This window comes from Bacillus mobilis (assembly GCF_001884045.1).
Lineage (GTDB): Bacteria > Bacillota > Bacilli > Bacillales > Bacillaceae_G > Bacillus_A > Bacillus_A mobilis.
Genome location: NZ_MACF01000119.1, coordinates 301,804 through 326,903, shown reverse-complemented (window position 1 = coordinate 326,903; position 25,100 = coordinate 301,804). Strand labels below are relative to the sequence as shown.

The following is a 25,100-nucleotide window of genomic DNA, read 5'->3' as shown; positions in this document are numbered from 1 at the left end:
AACGTGAAGGAAAGAACGATACAACCTGTTAATAACGGATTAAATGGCAACATTACAATTCCAGGTGATAAATCCATTTCACACCGCGCTGTCATGTTCGGCGCGATTGCAGAAGGAAAAACAACAATTAAAGGTTTCTTGCCTGGTGCAGACTGTTTAAGTACGATTTCTTGCTTTAAAGAAATGGGAGTAGACATCGTGCAAAATGGTGATGAAGTCACTGTAGTTGGTAAAGGATTAGAAGGTTTACAAGAACCGAAAGTTGTATTAGATGTTGGTAATTCTGGTACAACAATACGTTTAATGTCAGGAATTTTGGCAAATACACCATTTTTCTCTTGTGTACAAGGTGATGCATCTATTGCAAAAAGACCGATGAAACGTGTTACAAATCCATTAAAACAAATGGGTGCAAACATTGATGGCCGCGAAGAAGGAACGTTTACACCGTTAACGATACGTGGCGGGAATTTAAAAGCAATTGAATACACTTCACCTGTAGCAAGTGCACAAGTTAAGTCAGCTATTTTACTTGCAGGACTTCGAGCAGAAGGTGTAACAGCTGTTACAGAACCACATATTTCACGCGATCATACGGAAAGAATGCTTGAAGCATTTGGCGTTAAAGTAACGCGCGAAGGAAAAACAGTAAAACTTGCAGGTGGACAAAAGCTAACAGCAACAGACGTTCAAGTGCCAGGTGACGTATCGTCAGCAGCATTTTTCCTAGTAGCGGGCGCAATTATTCCAAATAGTAAACTAGTATTACAAAATGTAGGGATGAATCCAACTCGTACTGGTATTATTGATGTATTAGAGAAAATGGGTGCTACGTTTACTGTAGAACCAATTAACGAAGGAGCATCAGAACCAGCTGCAAACATTACAATTGAAACATCCTCATTAAAAGGAACTGAAATTGGCGGAGATATTATTCCAAGATTAATTGATGAAATTCCTGTAATTGCTTTAGCAGCAACACAAGCAGAAGGAATTACAGTTATTAAAGATGCGCACGAATTAAAAGTTAAAGAAACGAACCGTATTGATACAGTCGTTGCAGAATTAACGAAGCTAGGAGCTCGCATAGAAGCAACTGATGACGGAATGATTATTTACGGGAAATCAGCTCTAAAAGGTAATACAGTAAATAGTTACGGTGACCACCGCATCGGAATGATGCTTGCGATCGCTGGATGTATCGCAGAAGGAAAAACCATAATTGAAGATGCAGAAGCAGTAGGCGTATCATATCCTACATTCTTCGACGAACTTCAAACGTTAGCTAAATAAAGTGAAACTTTAATCAGTGGGGGGTTCTTCATCTCCCACTAATTATTAGTTGAACCAATCGGACTTTAACGGGCAGTTGATCCCCCACCTAAATTCTTTGCTTTCGCTAAATTATGAGGTGGGGGTCTTACTGCCCGTTAAAGCGGGATAAAGTAATAAGAAGCAGATACGGGATGTATCTGCTTTTTTATATTGGATTCGTTTTGTGAATTTCATTCACCGCACTGTAATATTGAGAATTATGGTACAATTCAAACAAGGAATGGAGGAGAAAGAAACAGTAAAAAAACATAGACAAAAGTGTGCATATATAGCAAAAAAGTAATTATGAAACAATATAAACCGAAAGAATTTTCAGAAATGCTTAATGTCTCTGTTAAGATATTGCAAAGGTAGGACAATCAAGGTGTTTTACCTGCTTACCGAAACCCAAAAGGAAGAAGATATTATACAGAAGAACGGTATAAGAAATATATGGGTATGCAAGAAGAACTTGTTCAGAATTTAATATCTATCATTCATGTATTTAGCTGTAGAATATATGGGTTGAGAAAATACAAAAAGAAAATGTCGGAGGATGAAGACTTATGAAAAGAGCATATTTAATAGAAATCAAACCGACAACTGAACAAGTGAGTAAAATCCATCAAACTATTGGGGTGTGTCGATATGTATATAACCTGTATATCTCTAAAAATAAAGAGGCATATGAGTCGGAGGGGAAATTTCTTAGTGGCTATGACTTTTCCAAATGGCTGAACAATATTCATACAAAAGAGTGTGACCAGTGGATTAAAGAAGTGTCGAGCAAAGCGGTAAAACAAGCGATTATGAATGGAGATAAAGCTTTTAAGCAATTTTTTAAAGGTTTATCTAAGTTTCCACGATATAAAAAAAAGAGGAAGCAAGATGTGAAGTGCTACTTTCCGAAAAACAACAAAACAGATTGGACAGTAGAAAGACATAGAGTAAAAGTTCCTACAATTGGTTGGATAAGGTTAAAAGAGTATGGATATATCCCTAAAAATGCAACTGTAAAAAGTGGCACAGTATACCAAAGAGCAGGAAGATATTTTGTATCTGTACTTTGCGAATTGGAAGAAATGGCAACAAAGTTAGCACTCAATGCAGTAGGTCTAGGGATTGATTTAGGAGTGAAAGATTTTGCTACACGTAGCGATGGTATCGTTCATGAAAACATCAACAAAACAATAAAAGTAAAAAAGATAGAAAAACGGTTAAAACGTGAACAACGCTCTTTAGCACGTAAATTTGAAAATCTAAAAAAGAGAGGTGAAAAATCTGTTACTAATAAAAGAGTGAATATAGATAAAAATGTTCTTAGAGTGCAAAAGTTGCATGCTCGATTAGCGAATATTCGAATAGAGTATGTAAAGTCTATTGTAACGAATGTGGTGAAAACCAAGCCAACGTTTATTACAGTAGAAGATTTGAATGTGAAAGGTATGATGAAGAATAAACATTTATCTAAAACAATTGCCAAGCAGTCTTTTTTTGCTTTTCAAACGTGGCTTTTGACGAAATGCGAGGAATATGGAATTGAATTACGTCAAGTAGACCGGTTTTATCCATCGTCAAAGTTATGCTCATGTTGCAGTCAAAAGAAAGCAGATTTAAAGCTATCTGACCGAGTATATACATGTGAACGTGGCAATGTAATGGATAGAGATTTGAACGCAGCGATCAACCTTTTACAAGCAAAAGAATATACAATACTAACGTAAATAGATTGTATATATGTACGGTGGGCTACATCGGAATTTACGCCTGTGGAGTGTCACAGCAAACTGTAGTAGCAAGTGATTAGCGAGGCAGGGCACGTAGAAGCAGGAATACTCTAAGGATATACATTTGTCTATATTTTTAGTAGCAGAAGTATATGAACGTTATACGATTAAAAGAAGATAAATTCAAAGAAGCAATACGCTTATCAGAATACGCTTTTCAATATAAAGTTGAAGAGGAACGATTGCAGCAGCAACTTACAAAGATGAAAGAAAGTCATGAAATATACGGTATTATGGAAGGGGAAGATTTAGCAGCAAAACTGCATCTCATTCCGTTTCATATATACATAGGCAAAGAAAAATTTAAAATGGGTGGCGTTGCAGGGGTAGCGACGTATCCAGAGTATAGAAGAAGCGGGTATGTAAAAGAATTGCTTCAACACTCACTACAAACGATGAAAAAAGATGGATATACAGTATCGATGCTACATCCATTTGCCGTTTCGTTTTACCGTAAATATGGATGGGAACTTTGTGCGAACCTCCTTGTATGTCAAATGACAAAGAGCGATTTAGTGATGAAAAAACAAGTAAACGGTACTGTGAAACGATTCAATAAAGAAAATCACTCTGAAGAGGTCGAGAAACTTTATGAAACATTTGCAAAACGTTTTTCCGGTATGCTAGTTCGCGATGAAAAATGGTGGTTACAAGCTGTATATGATGATTTAACATTAGCGATTTATTACGATGAAAATAAAAGGGCAGCTGGCTACATGCTATATAAAATTGAAAACAGCAAAATGACAGTAGAAGAATTTGTTCCACTGCATAATGAAGCGCGAAATGGTCTGTGGAACTTTATTTGTCAGCATGATTCTATGATTAAAGAACTTGAAATGACTATAAGTGAAAACGAACCGTTATTATATACACTACAAGAGCCGCGAGTAAAGGCAGAAATAAAGCCGTATTTTATGGGAAGAATTGTAGATGTAGAGCAGTTCCTAAAACAATATGAATTAAATTGGAACAATGTACAGCAAGAAGTGATTTTACATATTACAGATTCGTTTGCACCGTGGAATAACGTATCAGTAAGGCTTGCGAATCATGAAATAACAATTATGAAAGAGGAAACAATAGATAAAGGAATTAAGCTGGATATAAATGCATTATCTACAATAATGTTTGGATACAAACGTCCGTTAGAACTTAATGAACTAGAATTCATTAGCGGAAGCGAAGAGGAAATACAAGCATTTGAAAATATAGTTCCAGCACGTAAAGCATTTATTTATGATTTCTTTTAAGATTTAAATAGGAAATGGGCTGTCCCAAACAAAATTTTGGACGGCTTTCTCTTTCGTTCTCGTTTTTGTCGGTAAATCGATATATTCTAAAAACCGCTGATATAAATTGATTCACAAACAAGGGATTAAAATTGCAACTATACGTAGTTACGCACTTGACTTTTAGTCCCTGTAATTTATAATTAAAAACGGAATGAATTTTCATTCCTGAAAATAGAGGTGGAAAAAATGGCTAAAAACAAACAAGAGGATATTTTTGATGCTGCGATGCAACTTTTTGCAGAGCGTGGTTACGATGGTACGACAATTCCAATGATCGCTGAGAAAGCAAATGTCGGTGCGGGTACTATTTATCGCTATTTTGCAAATAAAGAGGCACTTGTTAACTCATTATTTTCAAAAAGTATGTTACAGCTTTCTGAAATGATAAAAACGGATTTTCCTGTTGAAGCAAATATTCGTGAACAGTTTAGTCATACGTATAACCGTTTATTTGAATTTGCGAGAAACAATGTGGATGCTTTTTTATTTACAAATTCTCACTGCGATAGTTATTTTCTTGACGAACAGAGTAAGAAAATATTTGACGATTTTATAGGCTTCTTTATGAATATTATTGAAGATGGAATCGCAAAAGGTTTTCTTCGTCCATTGCCTCCAGTTGCTTTAATTATTATTGTATATCAACCGTTAGAAAAATTAACGAAAGTAATTGCAACAGGGCAATTAGAATACTCGAAAGAGTTAGTAAAAGAATTGGAAGAAAGCTCTTGGAATGCTATTAGAATCATTTGATTCTATAGCTTTATAAGGACAGGAATGAATATTCATTCCTAAATAGATTTAAAAAATGAAAGTAGGAGAGGATATTTGTGCAACTAAGGGAATGAACATTCATTCCGGGAAGAGTAGTTTAATAGAGTTTATAAAATAAATTAATAGAATGATAGGAATGAACGTTCATTCCTAAAAATAGTTTCGAAATAATAGGAATGAATATTCATTCCTAAATTAACGTGAAGCTTTCAAAACGGGAGATGATTAATATGAGTAAGCTGAAAAATTGGAGAAGTTTATCTTTTCTATTATGGATAGTTATTACTATTACAATGATCGTAACGATGCCTAATATGGATAAATTAGTGAAAGAGAAAGGGCATATTACGATTCCTAATACAGAGCAAAGTAGTATCGCTGACAAAATGATAAGAGAGATGGATAAAGACGGGACAGAAAAATATGATGTTATAGCTGTTTTTAATAGTGGAAGTAAAGCAGCTTTAACAACTGAGCAAAAAGATGAAATAATAAAAACAATCAATGCTTTACAAAATGAAAAAGAGCAATTAGGAATTAAGGAAGTTGTTTCACATTTAGATAATAAAGACTTGGAAAAACAATTAGTTTCTAAAGATAATACGACTATTTTAACGCAAATATCAATAGATAAAAAGCATGGTGAAATATCAAAAGTTACAAATAATCTTCATAAAAAAGTACAAACAAAAGGGGTAAAAACGTACTTAACAGGAAGTGACTTAATAGCGGGTGATTTTCTTAAATCCTCTCAAGAGGGAGTGAAAACGACTGAAGTTATTTCAATCATTTTCATTCTTATAGTATTAATCATTGTATTCCGTTCACCTGTTGTTCCGATTATTTCTCTTCTTACAGTTGGTGTATCGTACTTAGTTTCAATGGGGATTATTGCTCATCTTGTAGATCAATTTAATTTTCCATTTTCAAACTTTACGCAAGTCTTTGTAGTTGTCGTTCTGTTTGGAGTGGGAACAGACTATAACATTTTATTATTTACGAGATTTAAAGAAGAATTAAGTAAACAAGAAACCGCATTTTTAGCTACGAAAGAAACATTTAAATCGGCAGGTAAAACCGTATTGTATAGTGGGATTGCGGTGCTAATTGGTTTTGCATCTCTTGCTTTAGCAAGTTTTAAATTATATCAATCTACTTCAGCGGTAGCAATTGGTGTTTTAGTATTACTACTCGTTTTAACCACTTTAAATCCGTTTTTCATGGTGCTTTTAGGAAAAGGAATGTTTTATCCAGTTAAAACATTTAAAGGTCATGAAGACAGTCGATTATGGGGATTCTTTGCGAAAAACTCAGTAGCAAGACCATTTGTAGCTTTAATTATTGTATGCGTGATATCGATTCCTTTCGTATTAAAATATTCTAGTACACTTAATTACAATGACTTATTTGAAGTAGACAATAAGTACGAATCAAAGATGGGGATTAACGTAATAGAAGACCATTTCCCACCTGGTTTTTCTTCACCAAGTACGTTAGTCATTCAATCGGATAACAAGTTAGACGAGGCGAGTTCTCTTCAAACTTTAGATGAACTAACTGATAAGATTTTGAAAGTGAAAGGTGTTTCAGAAGTATATTCACCGACGCGTCCAACTGGTGAAAGGATAAAAGAACTATATATAAATAAACAAGCGGGAGAACTAAATACAGGTTTAGGAGATGCTAATGGTGGTATAAAGGAAATTAATGATGGATTAACTACTGCGAAAGATAAAATGGGTAGTAAAGACTCAAATAGTCTTGCAAACGTTCAAAAGTTAATTGATGGAACAAACGAAGCGAAAAATGGTGTAACAGCATTAGGAACAGCTTTACATCAACTATCAAATGGTATAAATGACGGAGCACAAGGTGCGCAGCAAATTGAGAGTGGATTAACTTCAGTAAATGAAAATATAAATGTTTTATCTAATGCAACTTCACAACTTCATGCTGGTTATTCGCAGTTAGAAAAAGGTTTAAGTTCTTACGATCAATACTTCGGAAGTATTTCTCAAGCCATTGATGGTGCGAAAAAAGGCTATGAACAAATTGAAATGCTAATGACCAATTTCATTCAAACGAAACCAGAATTAGCAAATGATCCGAACATACAGCAAACGATAGGAATTGCTAAAGAGGCTCAAAAGCAATTAGGCGTGCTTTCCAATGAATTAAATCAATTAGCAACGCAGCATAAAGCAGCGATGGGCTCATTTAAAGAAGCAAATCAATCGTTATTGAAAGTGGATAACGGCTTAAAAGAAATGAATAATGGAGTTACTAAATTACAAAAAGGAGCAGCTGATCTTAAAAATGGATTAGATGAAGGTGCTTCAGGTTCAAAACAAATCGCGAACAAGTCATCTGAGTTACAAACCGGATTAACAAAAATAAATGATGGGCAAGGCCAGTTATTAACCGGGCTGAAAGACTTGCAAGAACAGATGGGGCAATTACAATCAGGATTATCTAAAAGTACAGAAGGGCTTGAAAAGGTAAGTAACGGACTAGGGGATGCTCAGAAATATTTAGGAGAACTGAATGAATCAAAAAGCTCTGAGAAATTTTATATTCCAAAAGAAGTTTTAGACGGAGAAGATTTCCAAAAAGCATTGAATACGTATATGTCACATGATAGAAAGACTGCTAAAATGACAATCATTTTAGACGTAAATCCGTATTCAAAAGAAGCGATGCCAATCATTGAAGATATTAATAAAACGATAGACGGTACGTTAAATGGTACAGAATTAAAATCAGCCAAAAAAGCGATCGGCGGTACAACTGCTAGAAACGTTGATTTAAAAGAAGTAACAGGTCAAGACTTCTTACGTACAGCTACGATTATGTTAATTGGAATTGCGATTGTATTACTCGTTATTACACGGTCATTTTTAAATACAATCTTTATTATTGGATCTTTAATATTAGCTTATTTTGCATCACTTGGTATAAGTGAACAAATTAGTGCACACTTATTAAACGTAGAGTCATTAAGCTGGAATGTACCATTCTTTAGTTTTATTATGATTGTCGCTTTAGGTGTGGATTATAGCATTTTCGTAATGATGCGTTACAATGAGTTAGAGGGAGAACCAGCAACGAAAATTGTAAATGCCTCTCGTCACATAGGAGGAGTCGTATTATCGGCGGCACTTATTTTAGGTGGTACATTTGCTGCATTAATCCCTTCAGGTGTATTGACACTTATACAAGTAGCATCCGTTGTTGGTGTTGCACTGTTACTATTAGCTATCATTGTGATGCCAATATTGTTACCTGCTTTAATAGGGTTAACGAATAAAATGAAGAATTATACGAAGAAATTAAGCAAAAGACAATAAAAGAATCCCCTTTTATAAGGGGATTCTTCTTATTTAATAAATTTATCTATCACATCTTTATATTTTGCAAATTCTTCATCTTTCATATCTCTATTCATTATGAAATTTGCTTCTATATAATATTGTTTCGTTAAAAACATACATTTTATTCAAGGTAGAAAAGGGATGAATAGCAATCAACCGTTGCTATTCATCCATCTTCTACTATATAATAGCTATAGTCTACAATAATTGAGTCGTAATATGCGATTTTTTAAGACAATCGGTGAGAAAACGCTGAAATAAGCGGTATTAGTAGGAGGACACAAATGATTACAGTAAGTAACGTTAGTTTGCGTTTCGCGGATCGCAAATTATTTGAAGATGTTAACATAAAATTCACGCCAGGTAACTGCTACGGTTTAATCGGAGCAAACGGTGCTGGTAAATCGACATTTCTAAAGATTTTATCTGGAGAAATTGAAGCATCAACAGGTGACATACATATTACGCCAGGTGAGCGTCTAGCAGTATTAAAACAGAACCACTTCGAATATGAAGAGTTCCCAGTATTAGAAACAGTAATTATGGGTCACACGCAACTTTATAAAGTTATGCAAGAGAAAAATGCCATTTACATGAAAGAAGATTTTAGTGATGAAGATGGTATGCGTGCTGCTGAACTTGAAGGTGAGTTCGCTGAGCTTAACGGTTGGGAAGCAGAATCAGAAGCTGCAATCCTTCTTAAAGGTTTAGGTATTGGTGAAGATGTTCATGATAAGAAATTGTCAGAATTAACTGGGGCAGAGAAAGTAAAAGTATTACTTGCTCAAGCATTATTCGGTAAACCTGACATTCTATTACTAGATGAGCCTACCAACCACTTGGACTTAAAAGCGATTCAATGGTTAGAAAACTTCTTAATGAACTTTGAAAATACAGTAATCGTTGTATCCCATGATCGTCACTTCTTAAATAAAGTTTGTACGCACATGGCTGATCTTGATTTCGGTAAAATTCAACTTTATGTTGGTAACTATGACTTCTGGTATGAGTCAAGCCAATTAGCTTTAAAATTAACACAAGATGCTAATAAGAAAAAAGAAGAGAAAGTAAAAGAGTTACAAAACTTCATTGCACGCTTTAGCTCAAACGCATCTAAAGCGAAACAAGCAACTTCTCGTAAAAAATTATTAGATAAAATTACATTAGATGATATTAGACCATCATCACGTCGTTATCCATTTGTTGGCTTTACACCTGAGCGTGAAATAGGAAATGACTTATTAACTGTTGAAGGTCTTTCTAAAACAATTGATGGTGAAAAAGTGTTAGATAATGTGTACTTCACTTTAAATAAAGGTGATAAAGTTGCATTTATCGGTCGTAACGATATTGCGATGACAACATTATTTAAAATCCTTATGGGTGAAATGGAGCCAGATAGCGGTTCATTCAAATGGGGCGTTACAACATCTCAATCTTACTTCCCAAGAGATAACTCTAAATACTTTGAGAACAGTGACTCCAACTTAGTTGATTGGTTGCGCCAATTCTCTCCACAAGATGAGTCAGAAAGCTTCTTACGTGGTTTCTTAGGCCGTATGTTATTCTCAGGTGAAGAAGTTAAGAAGAAAGTTTCTGTATTATCTGGAGGCGAAAAAGTTCGTTGTATGCTATCTAAAATGATGTTAAGTGGTGCGAACGTAATCACACTTGACGATCCAACGAACCACTTAGACCTTGAGTCTATCACTGCATTAAACAACGGTTTAATCGCATTTAAAGGTACAATGTTATTCACATCTCATGACCATCAGTTCGTACAAACAATTGCAAACCGCATTATCGAAGTAACGCCAAACGGTGTAATTGATAAAGAGGCTACTTACGATGAGTTCTTAGAAAATGAAGAACTTCAAAAACAAGTAGATGCAATGTACAAAGGTCAATAATAAATGATGAAAAACCTCGCTCTCGTTATGAGAGCGAGGTTTTTTTCTAATAAGTGTTTTTATGAATTGTGAATAATTATACAGAAATAACTTTAGGTGAGGAAAGACCTGTTGATGTTGCAACTATAGAAATGGCTGCATCATGAATAAACTTGAAATGCATGAAGCGATGTAAAATACATCGAAAAAAACAAATGCTTTCTATTGTGAATTTCATTATATTACATTAATGTTCCAGAACTGGAGACATATTTATTTGCGAAGCAGTGAATAAAGGTTTATAGTATGTGGAGTCATAATTAGTGGATGAGACTTGGGAGAAAACAGAAAATGTTACAAAATTATTTTGTTAAATAGAAACCAAGGTCAAAATATTTGTAAAGAAATAGTTGAATAAATAATAGCTTCAAATTATAATTACTAATATTCTTCATATAGTAAAATAAATAAAATCTATTTGGAGATTAAAAATTGAATAGAGAGACAGACTTATATCAAAATAAGCCTTGGATGATCAAAAGAGGTGGAGAGATGAAAAAGTTCTTATTAAAGAGCAAAAGTGTGTTAAGCAATCACTTTGGATTTTTTGTGTTTGCCGTTGTTTTATTCTGGTTAAAAACATACGCAGCATATGTGACAGAATTTAATTTAGGGATATCCAACACAATCCAAAAGTTTTTACTGTTTTTCAACCCGTTAAGCTCAGCAGTTCTATTTTTAGGGCTCGCATTATTTGCAAAGGGGAAACGTGCTTACATTTGGTTAATTGTTATTAATTTGTTAATGTCTATACTTTTATACGCAAACGTAGTATATTATCGCTTTTTCAGCGACTTTATTACGTTCCCGACATTAACACAAACGAATAACTTTGGAGATTTAGGTGGTAGTATTTTTGCATTACTACACGCATATGATCCACTATATTTCTTAGATACAATCATTTTAATTGTTTTAGTCGCAACAAAATTTGCAAGTCCAAAACCTATCCGTGTTGCGAAGCATAAATTATCACTAGTATTTGTAGCAGGTATTTTATTATTCAGCATTAACTTAGGTCTTGCAGAATCGGATCGTCCTGAATTATTAACAAGAACATTTGACCGTAATTATATTGTGAAATATTTAGGGGCATACAACTATACGATTTATGATGGCATTCAAAGTGCGAAAGCATCAACAGAACGAGCGTTAGCTGATGGAGATAATATGACTGAGGTTAGAAATTATCTTACATCAACATATGCAAGTCCAAATCCTGAGTACTTTGGTAAAGGAAAAGGAATGAACGTAATTTATATTCATTTAGAATCATTCCAAAACTTTTTAATCGATTATAAATTAAATGGGCAAGAAGTTACACCGTTCTTAAATTCATTTACAAAAGATGCGAATACGTTATACTTTGATAACTTCTTCCATCAAACAGGACAAGGTAAAACATCTGATGCGGAGTTCATGCTAGAAAACTCAATGTTTGGATTACCACAAGGATCTGTTTTTACAAATAAAGCTCATAACACGTTTCAATCAGCACCAGCTATTTTAGGTCAACAAGGATACACATCAGCAGTGTTCCACGGTAACTATAAAACATTCTGGAACCGTGACGAGATTTATAAATCATTTGGTTTTAATAAATTCTTTGATGCGTCATACTACGATATGAACGAAAAAGATGTAGTAAACTATGGATTAAAAGATAAACCGTTCTTTAACGAATCCATTCCATTATTACAAACATTGAAACAACCGTTCTATACGAAGTTCATTACGTTATCAAACCATTTCCCTTATCCGATTGATAAAGAGGAAGCGACGATTGAACCAGCTAAAACAGGCGATTCATCAGTAGACACGTATTTCCAAACAGCACGTTATTTAGATGAGTCTGTAAAAGGATTCTTGGATTACTTGAAACAATCTGGTTTATACGATAACTCAATTATCGTTATGTACGGTGATCATTACGGTATTTCTGATAATCATGGCGCAGCAATGTCTCAAATAATGGGTAAAGAAATGAACTCATTTGAAAATGCACAACTGCAACGTGTACCATTAATCATTCGTGTTCCAGGAATGAAGGGTGGCGTACAACATCAATACGGCGGAGAAATTGATGTTCTTCCGACACTATTACACTTACTAGGTACAGATACGAAAAATTATGTCCAGTTTGGATCAGATTTATTATCACCAGAGCATAAACAAGTTGTTCCATTCCGTAACGGTAACTTCGTAAGTCCAACGGTTACTGCACTGAACGGCAAATACTATGATACAGCGACTGGTAACCCTGTTGAATTAACAGACGAAGTAAAACAAAATGAACAAATGGTTCAAAAATCACTGAAATACTCTGACCAAGTCGTAAACGGTGACTTATTACGATTCTATACACCGGAAGGATTTACACCGGTAGATCGTTCGAAGTACAACTATAACCATCGTGATAAAAATAAAACGAAGGTAAAGACGACTGAAGACGGAGAAACGAAATAAATATTAAAGAGCGCTACTCCTATGAGTAGCGCTTTTGTTTGTACATATAACGTTGTTATGATATAGAAACATCTTTCTTTTTTTGTTTCATTTTTCCAAAGAATACTACACCGGCAATGATAATAATGATAAAGGCCCATTTTATGAAAGGGTTACTTTCGAAAAATCCAGCGAACCATTTCTCATCTACAATCATTTTCGCGGCAGTATAAGCTAAAACAGCTGCTCCAATTGTAATGATGACAGGGAATCGGTCCACCCATTTTAAAATTAATGTACTACCCCATACTACGACTGGAATGGATACTAATAGTCCGATGATGACTAAAGAAAAATTACCATGCGCAGCTCCTGCAACAGCGAGCACATTATCAATACCCATTAATGCATCAGCAATGATAATGGTTTTAATAGCAGACCAAAATCCTTCTTCTGCTTTAATATCATGATCTTTGCCTTCAGCAATTAACTTGTATGCAATCCATATTAGGAGTACACCACCAATTAGAAGTAGTCCTGGTATTTTTAATAACCAAACGACAATTAAGGTAGCGAGGGCTCTAATCGCGATTGCCCCGATAGTACCCCATATAATCACTTTCTTTTGCTGATCTTTCGGTAATCGCCTTGCTGCTAATCCAATTACAATGGCATTATCCCCAGCTAACACTAAATCAATTACAATGATGGCAAGTAGGGCAGACAAATATTCGGTTGAAAAGAAATCCATATACACATCACTCCTTAAGAGTAATATGTGCTAAAGTGTTGATAATATAAAAATAGGATTGAATTTGTATATTCAATCCATAATTTCTTACTGTATTTTGATATATATGTTTTAATTTCGTACTAGTCGTTTTTAGAATAACATGTTTTGTTTTTTAGTTAAATTAATGTGGTTTTTATATCCCATTGATATAAAGGAAGAAGGGGGAATCGAATATAAGAGAAGTAATGCCCAATACGAAAAAAAGACTCAATAACCTACTAGAGGAAATAGAGTCTTTCACATTACATACGATTATCGTGCCAGAAGTTTAATGGGAAGTGTTCGTTCTCATTATAACTTTCTAATTCATATCCTTTTTCTTTCAGTCCTTTAATAATTCCAGGTACTGCTTTAACGGATTGTGGATGAATATCGTGCATTAGAATAACTTCTGTTGGCTTGTCAGCTCCATTTACAACGTTTTGTACAATTTTAGCTGATGCAGCATCAACAGGCATTTTGTTGTATGTCCAGTCTAAAGAATCAATTGTCCAATCCCAAACTTTTAATCCATTTTCGACAACTTTGTTGCGAAGTGCTTCGTTTAACCCTGGCATTGAGCCGTAAGATGGGCGAGTTAATACTGGTGATTTACCTAGAACGCCAGCGATTAAGCCTTGATCTTCTTTCATTTCATCTACGTAATGACCTTCAGTGTAAAGTTTCTTGTAGTTATGAGTCATACTGTGCATCCCAACATAGTGGCCTTCAGCATCTTCACGTTTTACAAGTTCCGGGAATGCTTTTACATTTGAACCGATTAGGAAGAATGTTGCTTTTGCATTTTCTTTCTTTAACATATCTAAAAGCTCGGCTGTGTATTTTCCAGGACCATCATCAAATGTTAAGTAAGCGACTTTTCTAACTTGCCCGTTATATTGTTTTGGAGCTTCTTTCGGTGCAAGAGATGATTGAATTTCACTTACAAGTTGAACAGATTTTGTTTCATCCTCTGTACTTGCTAGAGCAGTATGTGTTGATCCTAAAGTTGCTTCGTATGTAAATAATATCCCCGCGCAAATCAACATAGCCCTTTTTACTAAAGTTGTCATTCGAATTCCATTGTGCATAATTTTCCTTCTCTCTATAAAAGTTCTACTCTACTATATTAGCAATTATAGGGCGGTAATTGCAAAAAAACTTTTTTACAAGCACAAAAAAGTTTGGTCAAAAGTATGCAAGATTTCAATGTTTTACAGGTGACTAAAATGAAACGAGAATTGAATGAGAATGCATGTAATTTGTGTATCCATATATGGTAAATTCAATGAGTGTGCTAGTGGGGGATTATGCTAATAAAAAGAGTGTCTGTTGCTTAAAAGCACGTTTGTAAAATTTCACTTACCGAACTTAAAAAATAAATATAGGAAAACAAGAAAATAATGTAGAATATAACGTACATACATATGTGGAGTCAACAAAATATAAAAGAGGTGGGCATATGTTACTTGAAGAAGTAATGCAGCAACTAGAGGAATATGGAACAGAACAAAATCGTAAGATCTTTAAAAATCATGGGGCGAAAGAGCCGTTATTTGGAGTTAGTTTTGCTAATTTAAAATTGTTAAAAAAGAAGATAAAAAAAGATCATGATTTAGCGATTTTATTATGGGAAACAAAAAATATGGATGCAATGACTTTAGCGACTATGATTTTAGATCCGAAGAAAGTTACGACAGCACAACTAAATAAATGGGTACAGGAAGTTGATTATTATTGTTTAATGGACGTTTTGATGAACGCTATTTGTACGTCGCCAATCGCGATAGAAAGAATGGAAGAATGGACAAAGTCTGATGATGAATGGATTGGAAGAGCAGGCTGGTCTTTATTAGCAAATATAGCGATTAAAAATAAAACGTTACAAGATGATTTCTTCTCTCCGTATTTAGAAGAAATTAAAGTAAATATACATAATGAAAAAAATAGAAAAAAAGAAGCGATGAATAGTGCATTAATCGCGATAGGAATTCGTAATGAAGACTTAGAGCAAACAGCGATTGAAATTGCACGTGAAATTGGAAAAGTAAAGGTTGATCACGGAGCAACGTCATGTAAAACACCTGATGCAGAAGCCTATATTAAAAAAACAAAAGAAAGAGCTGAACAAAAGAAAGTGAAATAAGAATAGGAGAACGGCTATGAAACCAATGGAAGCGGCACAAAGCATCATTACATCACAATTTTCGAATTGTGATGTAGCTTTACTGGGAGGAAGTGTTGTACGAGGAGAAGCGACAAAAACATCTGATTTGGACATTGTAATAATAGATCGTAGTTTGTCATCTTGTTATAGAGAATCTTTTTATAGTAATGGATGGCCCGTTGAGGTGTTTGTACATAATTTTGAAACGTATAAAACCTTTTTTAAAATGGATTGTGATCGCGGAAGACCCTCATTGCCACAATTAGTTTCAGAGGGAATTGTATTAAAAGGTGAAAATGAAATTGTTGAGGAATTAAAAAGAGAAGCAAATGGTTTACTAAATAAAGGACCAGCTAAATGGACTGAAGAAATGATGAAGCAGAAGCGATATTTTATTACGGATACTTTGGATGACTTTATCGGGGCGACAAAAAGAGAAGAAGAATTGTTTATCGCGAATTTATTAGCTGATTTAGTACATGAATATGTATTAAGAGTAAATGGTAAATGGCTCGGAAATTCAAAATGGTTTATAAGGGTACTTAGAAGATATGATGAACAATATGCAGATCAATTTGTAGCGGCGTTCGATCATTTTTATACAACGGGAGAGAAAAGTAAATTAATTACTTTTGTAGAAAAAACGCTAGAACAGTATGGAGGAAGGATGTTCGAAGGGTTTTCTATAGGAAAATAAAAAGGGGATAGCACAATGAATGTACCATTCGTTCAATTAAGAGAACTGACACTAGATGATGTAGAAAGTCGTTATCAATGGTCATTAGATACAAAAGTAACAAAACATCTAGTTGTACCAGATCAATATCCACCGTTCACTCGTGAAGATACGAAAAAATGGATTGAAGCATGTATAAATCGAAAAAATGGTTATGAACAAAGAGCTATCACTGAAGAGAACGGCATACATATTGGATGGGTAGATCTTAAAAACTTTGATAAAACAAATAAAAATGCAGAACTGGGAATCGCGATTGGTAATAGAGATTACTGGGGGAAAGGGTATGGAATAGCGGCCCTATATAGTATGTTACATGAAGCATTCTTTGAATTTGAATTAGAAAAAGTTTGGCTACGTGTAGATGAAGATAATTTTCAAGCTAGAAAGAGTTATGAAAAGGCTGGCTTTGTTTGTGAAGGATTAATGAGAAATGATCGATTACGTCAAGGAAAGTTCATTCATCGTTATCGTTATAGTATGTTAAGAGAAGAATACAAATCTATAAATAGTAGTTTATAAAAATATTATGTTAACTTAAAGGGGATGGAATAGTATGATTCGATTACTTACGAAAGAGGATGCGAAACAATATTGGGAGTTACGTTTACAAGCATTACAAGTAAATCCAGAGGCATTTGTAACAACTTATGAAGAGGCGATTCGCCAGCAAAATCCGATTAAGCGAGTGGAAAGTAATTTAACAGCTAATACTAGCTGTACATTTGGTGCTTTTAATGAGGATCAACAATTAGTTGGAGTTGTCACTTTACTAACAGAAGAGAAAGAGGCGTATAAACATAAAGGTCATATCGTTGCGATGTATGTAGATGCAAGTAATCGAAGAAGTGGCCTTGCACGTGAGTTAATACGTAAGGCAATTGAAAGGGCAAGTGAAATGAATTTGGAACAATTAAATCTAGGTGTTGTGTCCACAAACGAACCAGCAAAAAAATTATACGAATCAATGGGCTTTCAAACGTATGGAATCGAAAAAAGAGCTTTAAAAATGAACGGTGTATATAGTGACGATGAATATATGGTGTTATTCTTGTAAGAAAGGGAGTTTAGTATGAAAGATCTCCATTTAGATAAAAATATGAACCCACAAGTAGCGATTTTGTATGCGATGGTTACAGATACATATAAACGATTGCAAAAGTTAGTAGAAGGTACTGGTGAGAAAGAACTGTCTTTTAAAGGGGCAGAAAATATTGAAAATAATATTGGGCAACTCCTTCAACATTTATCAGTTGTTGATTTACATTGGGTGTATCGCTTAAAAGGAGAAGCAGTTCCATTAGCACTTGAAAATATATATGGACCTATGTTAAATGAAGTAGGAAAACTGCCAATTTTAAGAAAACATACGCTGCAACAATTAATGCAAGATTATGAAGCTGTGCAACGTATGTTATATGAGGAATGTATGAAACTAACAGAAAATGATTTAACACGGGAAGTTTTTTATGAAATGGGAGAAAATGCAACTATAAGGTGGGGGATATGGCATATAGCCGATCATAATCGGTACCATCAAGCTCATATTAGTCAGTTAAGAAAACTATATAGGGCTAGAATAGATGTGAGATAAAGATTTCGAATTTTAATTATATTTAATTTGTTGTATAGTATTAAGAAGAAACTAAACAAGGGGTTTTATAATGAAAGCTATTGCAGTAGGAATATTGGCATCATTTTTCTTTGCCTTTACCTTCGTTTTAAACCGGGCAATGGACTTAGAAGGTGGAAGCTGGATTTGGAGTGCTTCATTACGGTACTACTTTATGGTTCCAATGCTTTTACTTATTGTCATGTATAGAGGTAATTTAAAGCAACTCTTTCAATATATGAAAAATAATCCGAAAGAATGGCTAGTGTGGAGTATCGTAGGATTTGGTCTCTTCTATGCACCACTTAGTTTTGCTGGAGCTTTTGGACCTGGTTGGCTCGTTGCATCTACATGGCAAATTACGATCGTTGCAGGGATTTTGTTAACACCATTTTTTGCAGTAGATCCATTACATAAAAAACTTCCAATGAAGGAATTAGTTATGTCGGGTATTATTTTATGTGGTGTTGTACTCATGCAAGTAGAACATGCTTCTTCATTAGGAATTCGTGAAACTGTTTTATGTGTAGTTCCTGTCTTTATTGCAGCGTTTGCGTATCCTCTTGGAAACCGGAAAATGATGCAAGTTTGTAAAGGAGAGTTAGATGTATTCCAGCGAGTTCTCGGTATGACATTAGCAAGTTTACCATTTTGGTTTTTACTATCTGGTTATGAAGTATCAACAGGCGGGCTACCGTCAAGTAGCCAGGTTTTCCAATGTTTTATTGTAGCAGTTAGTTCTGGTTTAATCGCGACAGTATTATTCTTCTTTGCGACAGATCTTGTAAAAGATGATCCGCAAAAACTAGCAACAGTAGAAGCAACACAATCCGGTGAAGTTTTATTTGCGCTAGTAGGAGAGCTCATCTTACTATCTGCTCCAATTCCGTCATCTTTATCTTGGATTGGTATGAGTCTTGTTATTGTCGGAATGATACTACATAGTTATGTAGCGGTCGTTGTGAAGAAAGAAGAAAAAATAACGGCGTAATGAGATTAGCTCTTTTTATAAAGAGCTAGTCTTTTTTCATAGAAAGGGATGGAAGAATGAATTTACAGCGTGTTGAACAAATTGAAAAAAATCCAATTTTACATGTACTACAGTATGCAATTGGTCCAAGTGAAACTAGCTTAAAGAAAGCAGTTTTATTTTATGAAAAGAATAAAGGGACTTTTTATAAATATGAAGAAAAAGCTTGTATAGGTATTGAAATAATCGGAGCAAATAAAGCGAGAATTTGCCATATAGCAGTCGTTCCGCAATATCGTTATAAAGGAATTGCGTTGCAAATGATCAAGGACGTATTAAGACTACATCAATTGACTTATGTAGAAGCAGAGACAGACAAAGAGGCAGTAGAATTTTATAAGAAAATTGGTTTTCAGGTTAAAAGTTTAGGAGAAAAGTATCCGGGGATTGAAAGGTTTCATGTGTATTTTAAAAATAAAACATATTAAAATCATCTTAGAATATAATATCCGGAATAGGATTTGAAGAAATAGTTCGTTTTATATGTATCCCGCTATTAGTGGACAGTAAAACTCCCACCTCAAAATTCGGCTGGAGTAAGGAAGCTGCTAGGTGGAAGCCTTGAAGCCCGTAAAAGCCCAATTGGTACAGAATAATAATCAGTGGGTGATGAACGATACCGCCACTGCTTAAAGTTTCACTTAATGGGTTCTAATTTTAATAGCAACTAGTTGTTAGTTTTTGATAAAAATGTAAGGGGGATCGGAATGGTTAGTTGCTGCTAAGGAAGGAAGTAAAATATGAGTAAATCAATAAATAATGGAGCAATTGAGAAGAAGCGTGCAGTCTCATTAGATTTAGCAAGAGGTACTATGTTACTATTAATCGTACTTGCCCATGCGCCGCTTTACTTGTATGCTGCAGATCCTGGAATTATGCATAGGGTGGAAAGCGGTAGTTTCTTTGATCAAATTGTAAACCTTTTTGGTATATTCATAATTGATAACCGTGCAAGAGCGATGTTTGCCGTATTATTAGGCTACGGTTTGGTTCTAGCACTCGAAGGGCAAATATCAAAAGGGAAAAATGAAAATCATGCTGTAAAAATAGTAAGAAGACGCTCTTGGTATTTAATACTGTTTGGGGTTGTGTTAGCAGTTTTAATTGGAGGGCAAGATATTCTTATGGCCTATGGTGTAGCGGGGCTTCTTGTTAGCCCGCTATTAAAGTGTAAAATGAAAACATTAATTCGAACATTTACGTTTATCACTATATTGTATATCATTTTTATTCCAATAATATGGGGATTTAATATGCAAGCAATAGGCGATTATGGTTTTTCACCAGATGTTTCAACAAAAGACACGTATCTAAGTACTACAATGATGCGATTACTTTTCTTTCCTTTTATACCTGTTCTCATCCATTTTATGTTCCCAATTCTTCCTTCGGTAATTCTTGGTTTGTGGATTGCTAGATATCAATTATTAATAAAACCAGAGCAACATTTGAAAAAATTATATTTTATAACAATTATAGGATTAGTAATATCCTTAATAGGTGCTTTGCCTCTATCTTTTATAGGGACTATATGGTATCCAAGTGTATTTACAGCTGGAATGATAAATGGAATCCACATTTTAACTGGAATTGTTGGAGGATTAGCATATGCAACGGGTTTCGGTATAATAGGGAGCAGATTGAAAAATCTAGGGTACTATAGCCTTTCATTAATTGCTTTGGGAAAGCGCTCATTAACATTTTTTGTTTTGAATGAGGCACTGCTTGTTATACTTTTATCACCTGTAGCATTTGATTTAGGAGGGCATGTAAGTAACGCTCTTGCTGCATTGGTAGCTATAAGTATTTGGATATTGTCTGTCATATTAGCTATAATAATGGAGAAAAACAATCTGAATGGGCCATTAGAGATTTTATTGAGACGTTTAATATATAAAAATAAAACAATTGAAAGACGACCTGGGTATTAGGTCGTCTTTCAATTTATTATAGTCTATAAATAAAATTATAATCTAATGGTAGTTTGTTTTCATTCATGGAATAAAAAGCATAAAATATGCAAATGTGCATATAGGGTTTAGTTTGAAAAAATTAACATATACATTATATAATAAAGATATCTGGAAAAATATAGATAAAAGGAATTAGGTGTATAAAACATGAGAATGGATAAAAGTAAATTTATAAAAATTGCTACTTCAATAGGGGTGTCATCTTTTTTATTAACGGGTTGTGGCGATTACGAAGAAGAAACGGCCCAGAAAGAAAGTACAGCTGTTAAAACAGATGGTGGAAAACAAGGTAATGAACAAGAAACATTAAATTGTGACGATAAAACTCCTACTAATGAAAATGTCGAAAATGATGAGTTATGTCAGGAAATGAATCCGTCATTTTCATCGTATAATGAAAATTCACATTTACCAATACTTCCATTCGTAGCAGGATATTTACTAGCAAGCAGAACTACAAATATGAATTATACAGCAAAACCAAATATAATGAAGAAACCGTATGCAAATAATGTTATTCCATATCGTGAAAAAGACCAAAGTAGAACTGGTGGAAGCGGTGGTGGAGGTTCTTACGGCGGAACTAACAGTAACAATAATAACTCTTCCAATAAAGTGGATTTAAATAAACAACAGCCAAATTCCTCAAATAAAGTGACGCCAGATACAAATACGCCGAAATCATCTACGACACAAACGCCGAAAGTGAATTCTGGTTCCAGTGGAATTGGGAATGCAAAAGCACCAGCTGGATCATAATACGAAAGGAAAATGGAGTCATGTATACAGAACAAGAGCAAAAAGAGTATATGAAAGTATGGTTTTCACTTGCGGAAGAGGCTGGTAGGAATGGATTTACATGGCCGAGCCTTTTAGAGAAAGAAGAATGGAATCAATATATGGCAACTGGTATGTATCGTATGCCAGTAAACACGTATACTGCAATTTCAAAAGCGACAGAGGAAATTATGTATGTATTATATAGAACGTATCAATATATTGTAAATACGACAGAAGATTTCCAAAAACTAGGATACCCAGCTGAAACGTGGGAAATTGCGAGAATGAAACATATTGGTTTGTTTTCATATTTTACAAGGTTTGACTTTATCGTAAATGGTGAAGATATAAAATTAATAGAAATAAATTGTGACACACCAACAGGTTATTTAGAGCCGTCTGTCGCAAATGAAGTGTTGTGCCGTTATCACGATGTGAATCATCCAAATCATATAGAAGAGCATATTGTGCAGGCGTGGGAACAAATTAAACATGACTATAATATAAGTCCTATCGAGACGATATATTTTACTAGTTATGATTGGCACGATGAAGATCATCAAACAGTTCAATTTTTAAGAAGCTATTGCTTAGCTCAATCAACGGACTATATAGGAATACAAGATATCGTCGTTGCAGATGATGGTATATATGCGCAAAATGGTGAACGAATCCATTATTTATATAGACTATATCCAATTGAATATTTAGTTTCAGATACTGATAAAAATGGGAAAAGAATTGGACTTCAGTTTTTAGATCATATAGCGCAAGGAAGAGTGAAAATCATTAATCCACCTGCAGCTTTTCTTATGCAAAATAAAAGTGTACTCGCATTAATTTGGCAACTGTTCGAAAAGGGAGTTTTCTTTGAGAAAGAAGAGAGAGAAATCATTCAGAACTACTTCATACCAACATATTTTACAAATAAGCCATTTTTAGAAAGAAATGAACCATATGTTTCTAAGCCTTTATACGGCCGTGAAGGTGGAGGGGTATCTATATACGAAAAAGATGAACTATTAGCTGGAGATAAAACGGAGTATTACTTTGAACAGCGAAAAATATACCAGCAATACATAGAAATGCCTGACTATACAATTGACACATGGGATGGTCCGTATACTGGTAAACTATTAATTGGTTCACACTGTATTAGTGGGAGAGCCGCAGGGTTATTTTTACGTGTAGGTGAGAAAATCACGGGAAACTTATCGATGTTTACAGGGGTTACAATTGAAGGATAAACGAAAGAGCTCATCATTTTTGATGAGCTCTTTCGTTTATATTAGTGTTATTATTGTTTGACGTAATGCCTTTATTTTTCTTCTGTTGTTATATAAAATTAATATATTACCATTTGTTGTGTGGATGAAAATGATTAAGTTAAAAATTAAGAAAAATATGATAATATATGTATGTAGTAGTTTAAAACAAAATGGGGGAACAATCGTGAAAATGAATGACATAGTGGCAAGTACACCATTGCCAAATACAATCAAAACAATTTCAAATGATTTAAGAAAATTAGGGTTAGAAAAAGGAATGACGGTTATTGTGCATTCTTCGCTAAGTTCTATTGGTTGGGTATCTGGCGGAGCAGTTGCTGTAGTAGAGGCGTTAATGAAAGTGATTACGGAAGAGGGAACAATTATTATGCCAACTCAATCTTCGGATTTATCTGATCCGAAACATTGGTCAAGACCACCTGTACCTGAAGAATGGTGGCAAGTTATCAGGGATAATGTCCCGGCATTTGAGCCACATATTACACCAACAAGAGCGATGGGAAAAGTAGTTGAATGTTTTCGTACATATCCGAATGTAGTACGTAGCAACCATCCATTAGGAAGTTTCGCCGCATGGGGAAAGTATGCAGCAGAAATAACGATGAATCAGTCGCTATCAATGAGTTTAGGAGAGGAATCTCCATTAAGAAGAATATACGATTTAGACGGATATGTATTATTAATTGGTGTTGGGTATGATTCCAATACGTCTGTACATTTATCTGAAGTACGTACTGGTGCATGTGAGTTAATAAAAGTAGGAGCACCTATTATAGAGAATGGTGAAAGAGTATGGAAAGAGTTTGTTGATATGGATTACGATTCTGATAAGTTTGTAGAAATTGGTGTAGAGTTTGAGCGAAAAGGAACTGTAACAAATGGAAAAATAGGAAATGCAACGTGTCGTCTTATGAAGCAACGAGATATCGTTGACTTTGGAACAGAATGGTTTCGTAAGAAAAATTAGTAAGGGATGGTTACAATGAAGGGGAAAAAAGTATTAATTACGAGTGGTGGTTGTTTAGAAAAATGGGACCAAGTACGCGGTCATACGAATATGGCGAAAGGCACAATTGGGAGGATAATTGCCGAAAAGCTTATTAATAAAGGGGCACATGTTATATATTTACACGGTTATTTCGCTGAAAAACCGAAAGATATAAATAATCAATTGGAATTACATCCATTTGAAGGAATTGTTGATTTACAAGATAAAATGAAAAGTATAATTACGCATGAAAAAGTAGATGCGGTTATTATGGCAGCCGCTGGATCAGATTGGATTGTAGACAAAATTTGTGATCAAAATGGTAATGTTCTTGATATGAACGGGAAAATTTCAAGTGATATAGCACCAATTATTCATTTTCAAAAGGCTCCAAAAGTATTAAAACAAATAAAAGAGTGGGATCCAGAAACGGTACTCGTTGGCTTTAAACTTGAAAGCGATATAAATGAAGAAGAACTGTTTGAAAGAGCGAAGAAAAGAATGGAAGAAGCGAAGGCAAGTGTAATGATTGCGAATTCACCACATTCTTTATATTCACGGGGAGCGGTACACCACGTAATTGGACAAGACGGTAAAGGGAAGTTATGTAACGGGAAAGATGAAACAGCGAAAGAAATTGTCAAAAGGTTAGAAGTACTATGTAATCGTATCACTACTATGTAATTAAAAGTATTTGGATAAGAATGGATCTGCATAGTATATATAGGTAAGCGAAACTTTAATTTATGAGAATTTTACTTTTACACGAACGTTAACCATTCAAGTTGGATACATAGAATAATTGGTGAGGAGTGGAT

General features: G+C 34.4%; 21 protein-coding genes and 1 pseudogene. 20 read left to right on the top strand and 2 right to left on the bottom strand.

Annotated features, from left to right (window positions below; all coding sequences use genetic code 11):
- Positions 1-3: 3 nt before the first annotated feature.
- The 8 genes and pseudogenes from aroA (at position 4) to ltaS (ending at position 12,956) form a co-directional block, all read left to right on the top strand.
- Positions 4-1,293, top strand: a complete 1,290-nt coding sequence (gene aroA, locus BAQ44_RS21355) for a 3-phosphoshikimate 1-carboxyvinyltransferase (RefSeq protein WP_071723595.1) — start codon at positions 4-6, stop codon at positions 1,291-1,293.
- Between the two features lie 327 nt (positions 1,294-1,620).
- Positions 1,621-1,884: pseudogene (locus BAQ44_RS21350) on the top strand (MerR family transcriptional regulator).
- A complete protein-coding gene (locus BAQ44_RS21345; RefSeq protein WP_071723593.1) occupies positions 1,881-3,038 on the top strand; it encodes an RNA-guided endonuclease InsQ/TnpB family protein in 1,158 nt (385 codons plus the stop codon). Before BAQ44_RS21350 ends, BAQ44_RS21345 begins: the two are co-directional and overlap by 4 nt.
- Positions 3,039-3,193: 155 nt before the next feature.
- Positions 3,194-4,354 carry a GNAT family N-acetyltransferase gene (locus tag BAQ44_RS21340; RefSeq protein WP_063260015.1) on the top strand — a complete coding sequence of 387 codons (1,161 nt, stop codon included), beginning with the start codon at positions 3,194-3,196 and terminating at the stop codon, positions 4,352-4,354.
- A gap of 228 nt (positions 4,355-4,582) precedes the next feature.
- Complete coding sequence (locus BAQ44_RS21335; RefSeq protein WP_001107306.1) at positions 4,583-5,149, top strand: TetR/AcrR family transcriptional regulator; 567 nt, start codon at positions 4,583-4,585, stop codon at positions 5,147-5,149.
- A gap of 251 nt (positions 5,150-5,400) precedes the next feature.
- The gene (locus tag BAQ44_RS21330; protein ID WP_063260014.1) at positions 5,401-8,517 is read left to right on the top strand and encodes an MMPL family transporter; all 3,117 of its coding nucleotides are present in this window, start codon (positions 5,401-5,403) and stop codon (positions 8,515-8,517) included.
- Positions 8,518-8,825: 308 nt separating this feature from the next.
- A complete protein-coding gene (locus tag BAQ44_RS21325; RefSeq protein WP_063260013.1) occupies positions 8,826-10,451 on the top strand; it encodes an ABC-F family ATP-binding cassette domain-containing protein in 1,626 nt (541 codons plus the stop codon).
- 531 nt (positions 10,452-10,982) lie between these two features.
- Positions 10,983-12,956: a lipoteichoic acid synthase gene (gene ltaS, locus BAQ44_RS21315; RefSeq protein ID WP_071723833.1), complete on the top strand. Its 1,974-nt coding sequence runs from the start codon at positions 10,983-10,985 to the stop codon at positions 12,954-12,956.
- 55 nt (positions 12,957-13,011) lie between these two features.
- Here ltaS and BAQ44_RS21310 read toward each other — a convergent pair whose 3' ends face one another.
- Positions 13,012-13,686 (bottom strand): TerC family protein, encoded by a 675-nt coding sequence (locus BAQ44_RS21310; protein ID WP_063260012.1) that lies wholly within the window; start codon positions 13,684-13,686, stop codon positions 13,012-13,014.
- Between the two features lie 284 nt (positions 13,687-13,970).
- The gene (locus BAQ44_RS21305; protein ID WP_061679632.1) at positions 13,971-14,798 is read right to left on the bottom strand and encodes a peptidoglycan-N-acetylglucosamine deacetylase; all 828 of its coding nucleotides are present in this window, start codon (positions 14,796-14,798) and stop codon (positions 13,971-13,973) included.
- Positions 14,799-15,169: 371 nt separating this feature from the next.
- On the opposite strand from BAQ44_RS21305, the gene BAQ44_RS21300 reads away from it, so the two are divergent.
- The 12 genes from BAQ44_RS21300 to BAQ44_RS21240 all read left to right on the top strand — a co-directional run bounded on the left by BAQ44_RS21300 (position 15,170) and on the right by BAQ44_RS21240 (position 24,966).
- Positions 15,170-15,853, top strand: coding sequence for a DNA alkylation repair protein (locus BAQ44_RS21300; protein ID WP_071723591.1), 684 nt, complete (start codon positions 15,170-15,172; stop codon positions 15,851-15,853).
- 16 nt (positions 15,854-15,869) lie between these two features.
- Positions 15,870-16,571, top strand: coding sequence for a nucleotidyltransferase domain-containing protein (locus BAQ44_RS21295; protein ID WP_071723589.1), 702 nt, complete (start codon positions 15,870-15,872; stop codon positions 16,569-16,571).
- 15 nt (positions 16,572-16,586) lie between these two features.
- Positions 16,587-17,132, top strand: a complete 546-nt coding sequence (locus BAQ44_RS21290; RefSeq protein ID WP_071723587.1) for a GNAT family N-acetyltransferase — start codon at positions 16,587-16,589, stop codon at positions 17,130-17,132.
- A 34-nt stretch (positions 17,133-17,166) separates the two neighbouring features.
- Entirely contained in the window at positions 17,167-17,667 is a 501-nt protein-coding gene (locus tag BAQ44_RS21285) for a GNAT family N-acetyltransferase (protein ID WP_061679636.1), read from the top strand.
- 15 nt (positions 17,668-17,682) lie between these two features.
- Positions 17,683-18,204, top strand: a complete 522-nt coding sequence (locus BAQ44_RS21280; RefSeq protein WP_071723585.1) for a DinB family protein — start codon at positions 17,683-17,685, stop codon at positions 18,202-18,204.
- A gap of 70 nt (positions 18,205-18,274) precedes the next feature.
- Positions 18,275-19,213 (top strand): DMT family transporter, encoded by a 939-nt coding sequence (locus tag BAQ44_RS21275; protein ID WP_071723583.1) that lies wholly within the window; start codon positions 18,275-18,277, stop codon positions 19,211-19,213.
- A 56-nt stretch (positions 19,214-19,269) separates the two neighbouring features.
- Entirely contained in the window at positions 19,270-19,680 is a 411-nt protein-coding gene (locus BAQ44_RS21270) for a GNAT family N-acetyltransferase (RefSeq protein ID WP_071723581.1), read from the top strand.
- Positions 19,681-19,992: 312 nt separating this feature from the next.
- The gene (locus BAQ44_RS21265; RefSeq protein ID WP_071723579.1) at positions 19,993-21,183 is read left to right on the top strand and encodes a DUF418 domain-containing protein; all 1,191 of its coding nucleotides are present in this window, start codon (positions 19,993-19,995) and stop codon (positions 21,181-21,183) included.
- Between the two features lie 189 nt (positions 21,184-21,372).
- Positions 21,373-21,984 carry a hypothetical protein gene (locus tag BAQ44_RS21260; RefSeq protein ID WP_071723578.1) on the top strand — a complete coding sequence of 204 codons (612 nt, stop codon included), beginning with the start codon at positions 21,373-21,375 and terminating at the stop codon, positions 21,982-21,984.
- Positions 21,985-22,004: 20 nt separating this feature from the next.
- Positions 22,005-23,252: a glutathionylspermidine synthase family protein gene (locus tag BAQ44_RS21255; protein ID WP_071723577.1), complete on the top strand. Its 1,248-nt coding sequence runs from the start codon at positions 22,005-22,007 to the stop codon at positions 23,250-23,252.
- A 211-nt stretch (positions 23,253-23,463) separates the two neighbouring features.
- Positions 23,464-24,261, top strand: a complete 798-nt coding sequence (locus BAQ44_RS21245; RefSeq protein ID WP_131801867.1) for an AAC(3) family N-acetyltransferase — start codon at positions 23,464-23,466, stop codon at positions 24,259-24,261.
- Positions 24,262-24,276: 15 nt separating this feature from the next.
- On the top strand, positions 24,277-24,966 hold the full coding sequence (locus BAQ44_RS21240) for a phosphopantothenoylcysteine decarboxylase domain-containing protein (RefSeq protein ID WP_071723575.1): 690 nt from the start codon (positions 24,277-24,279) through the stop codon (positions 24,964-24,966).
- Positions 24,967-25,100: the final 134 nt, after the last annotated feature.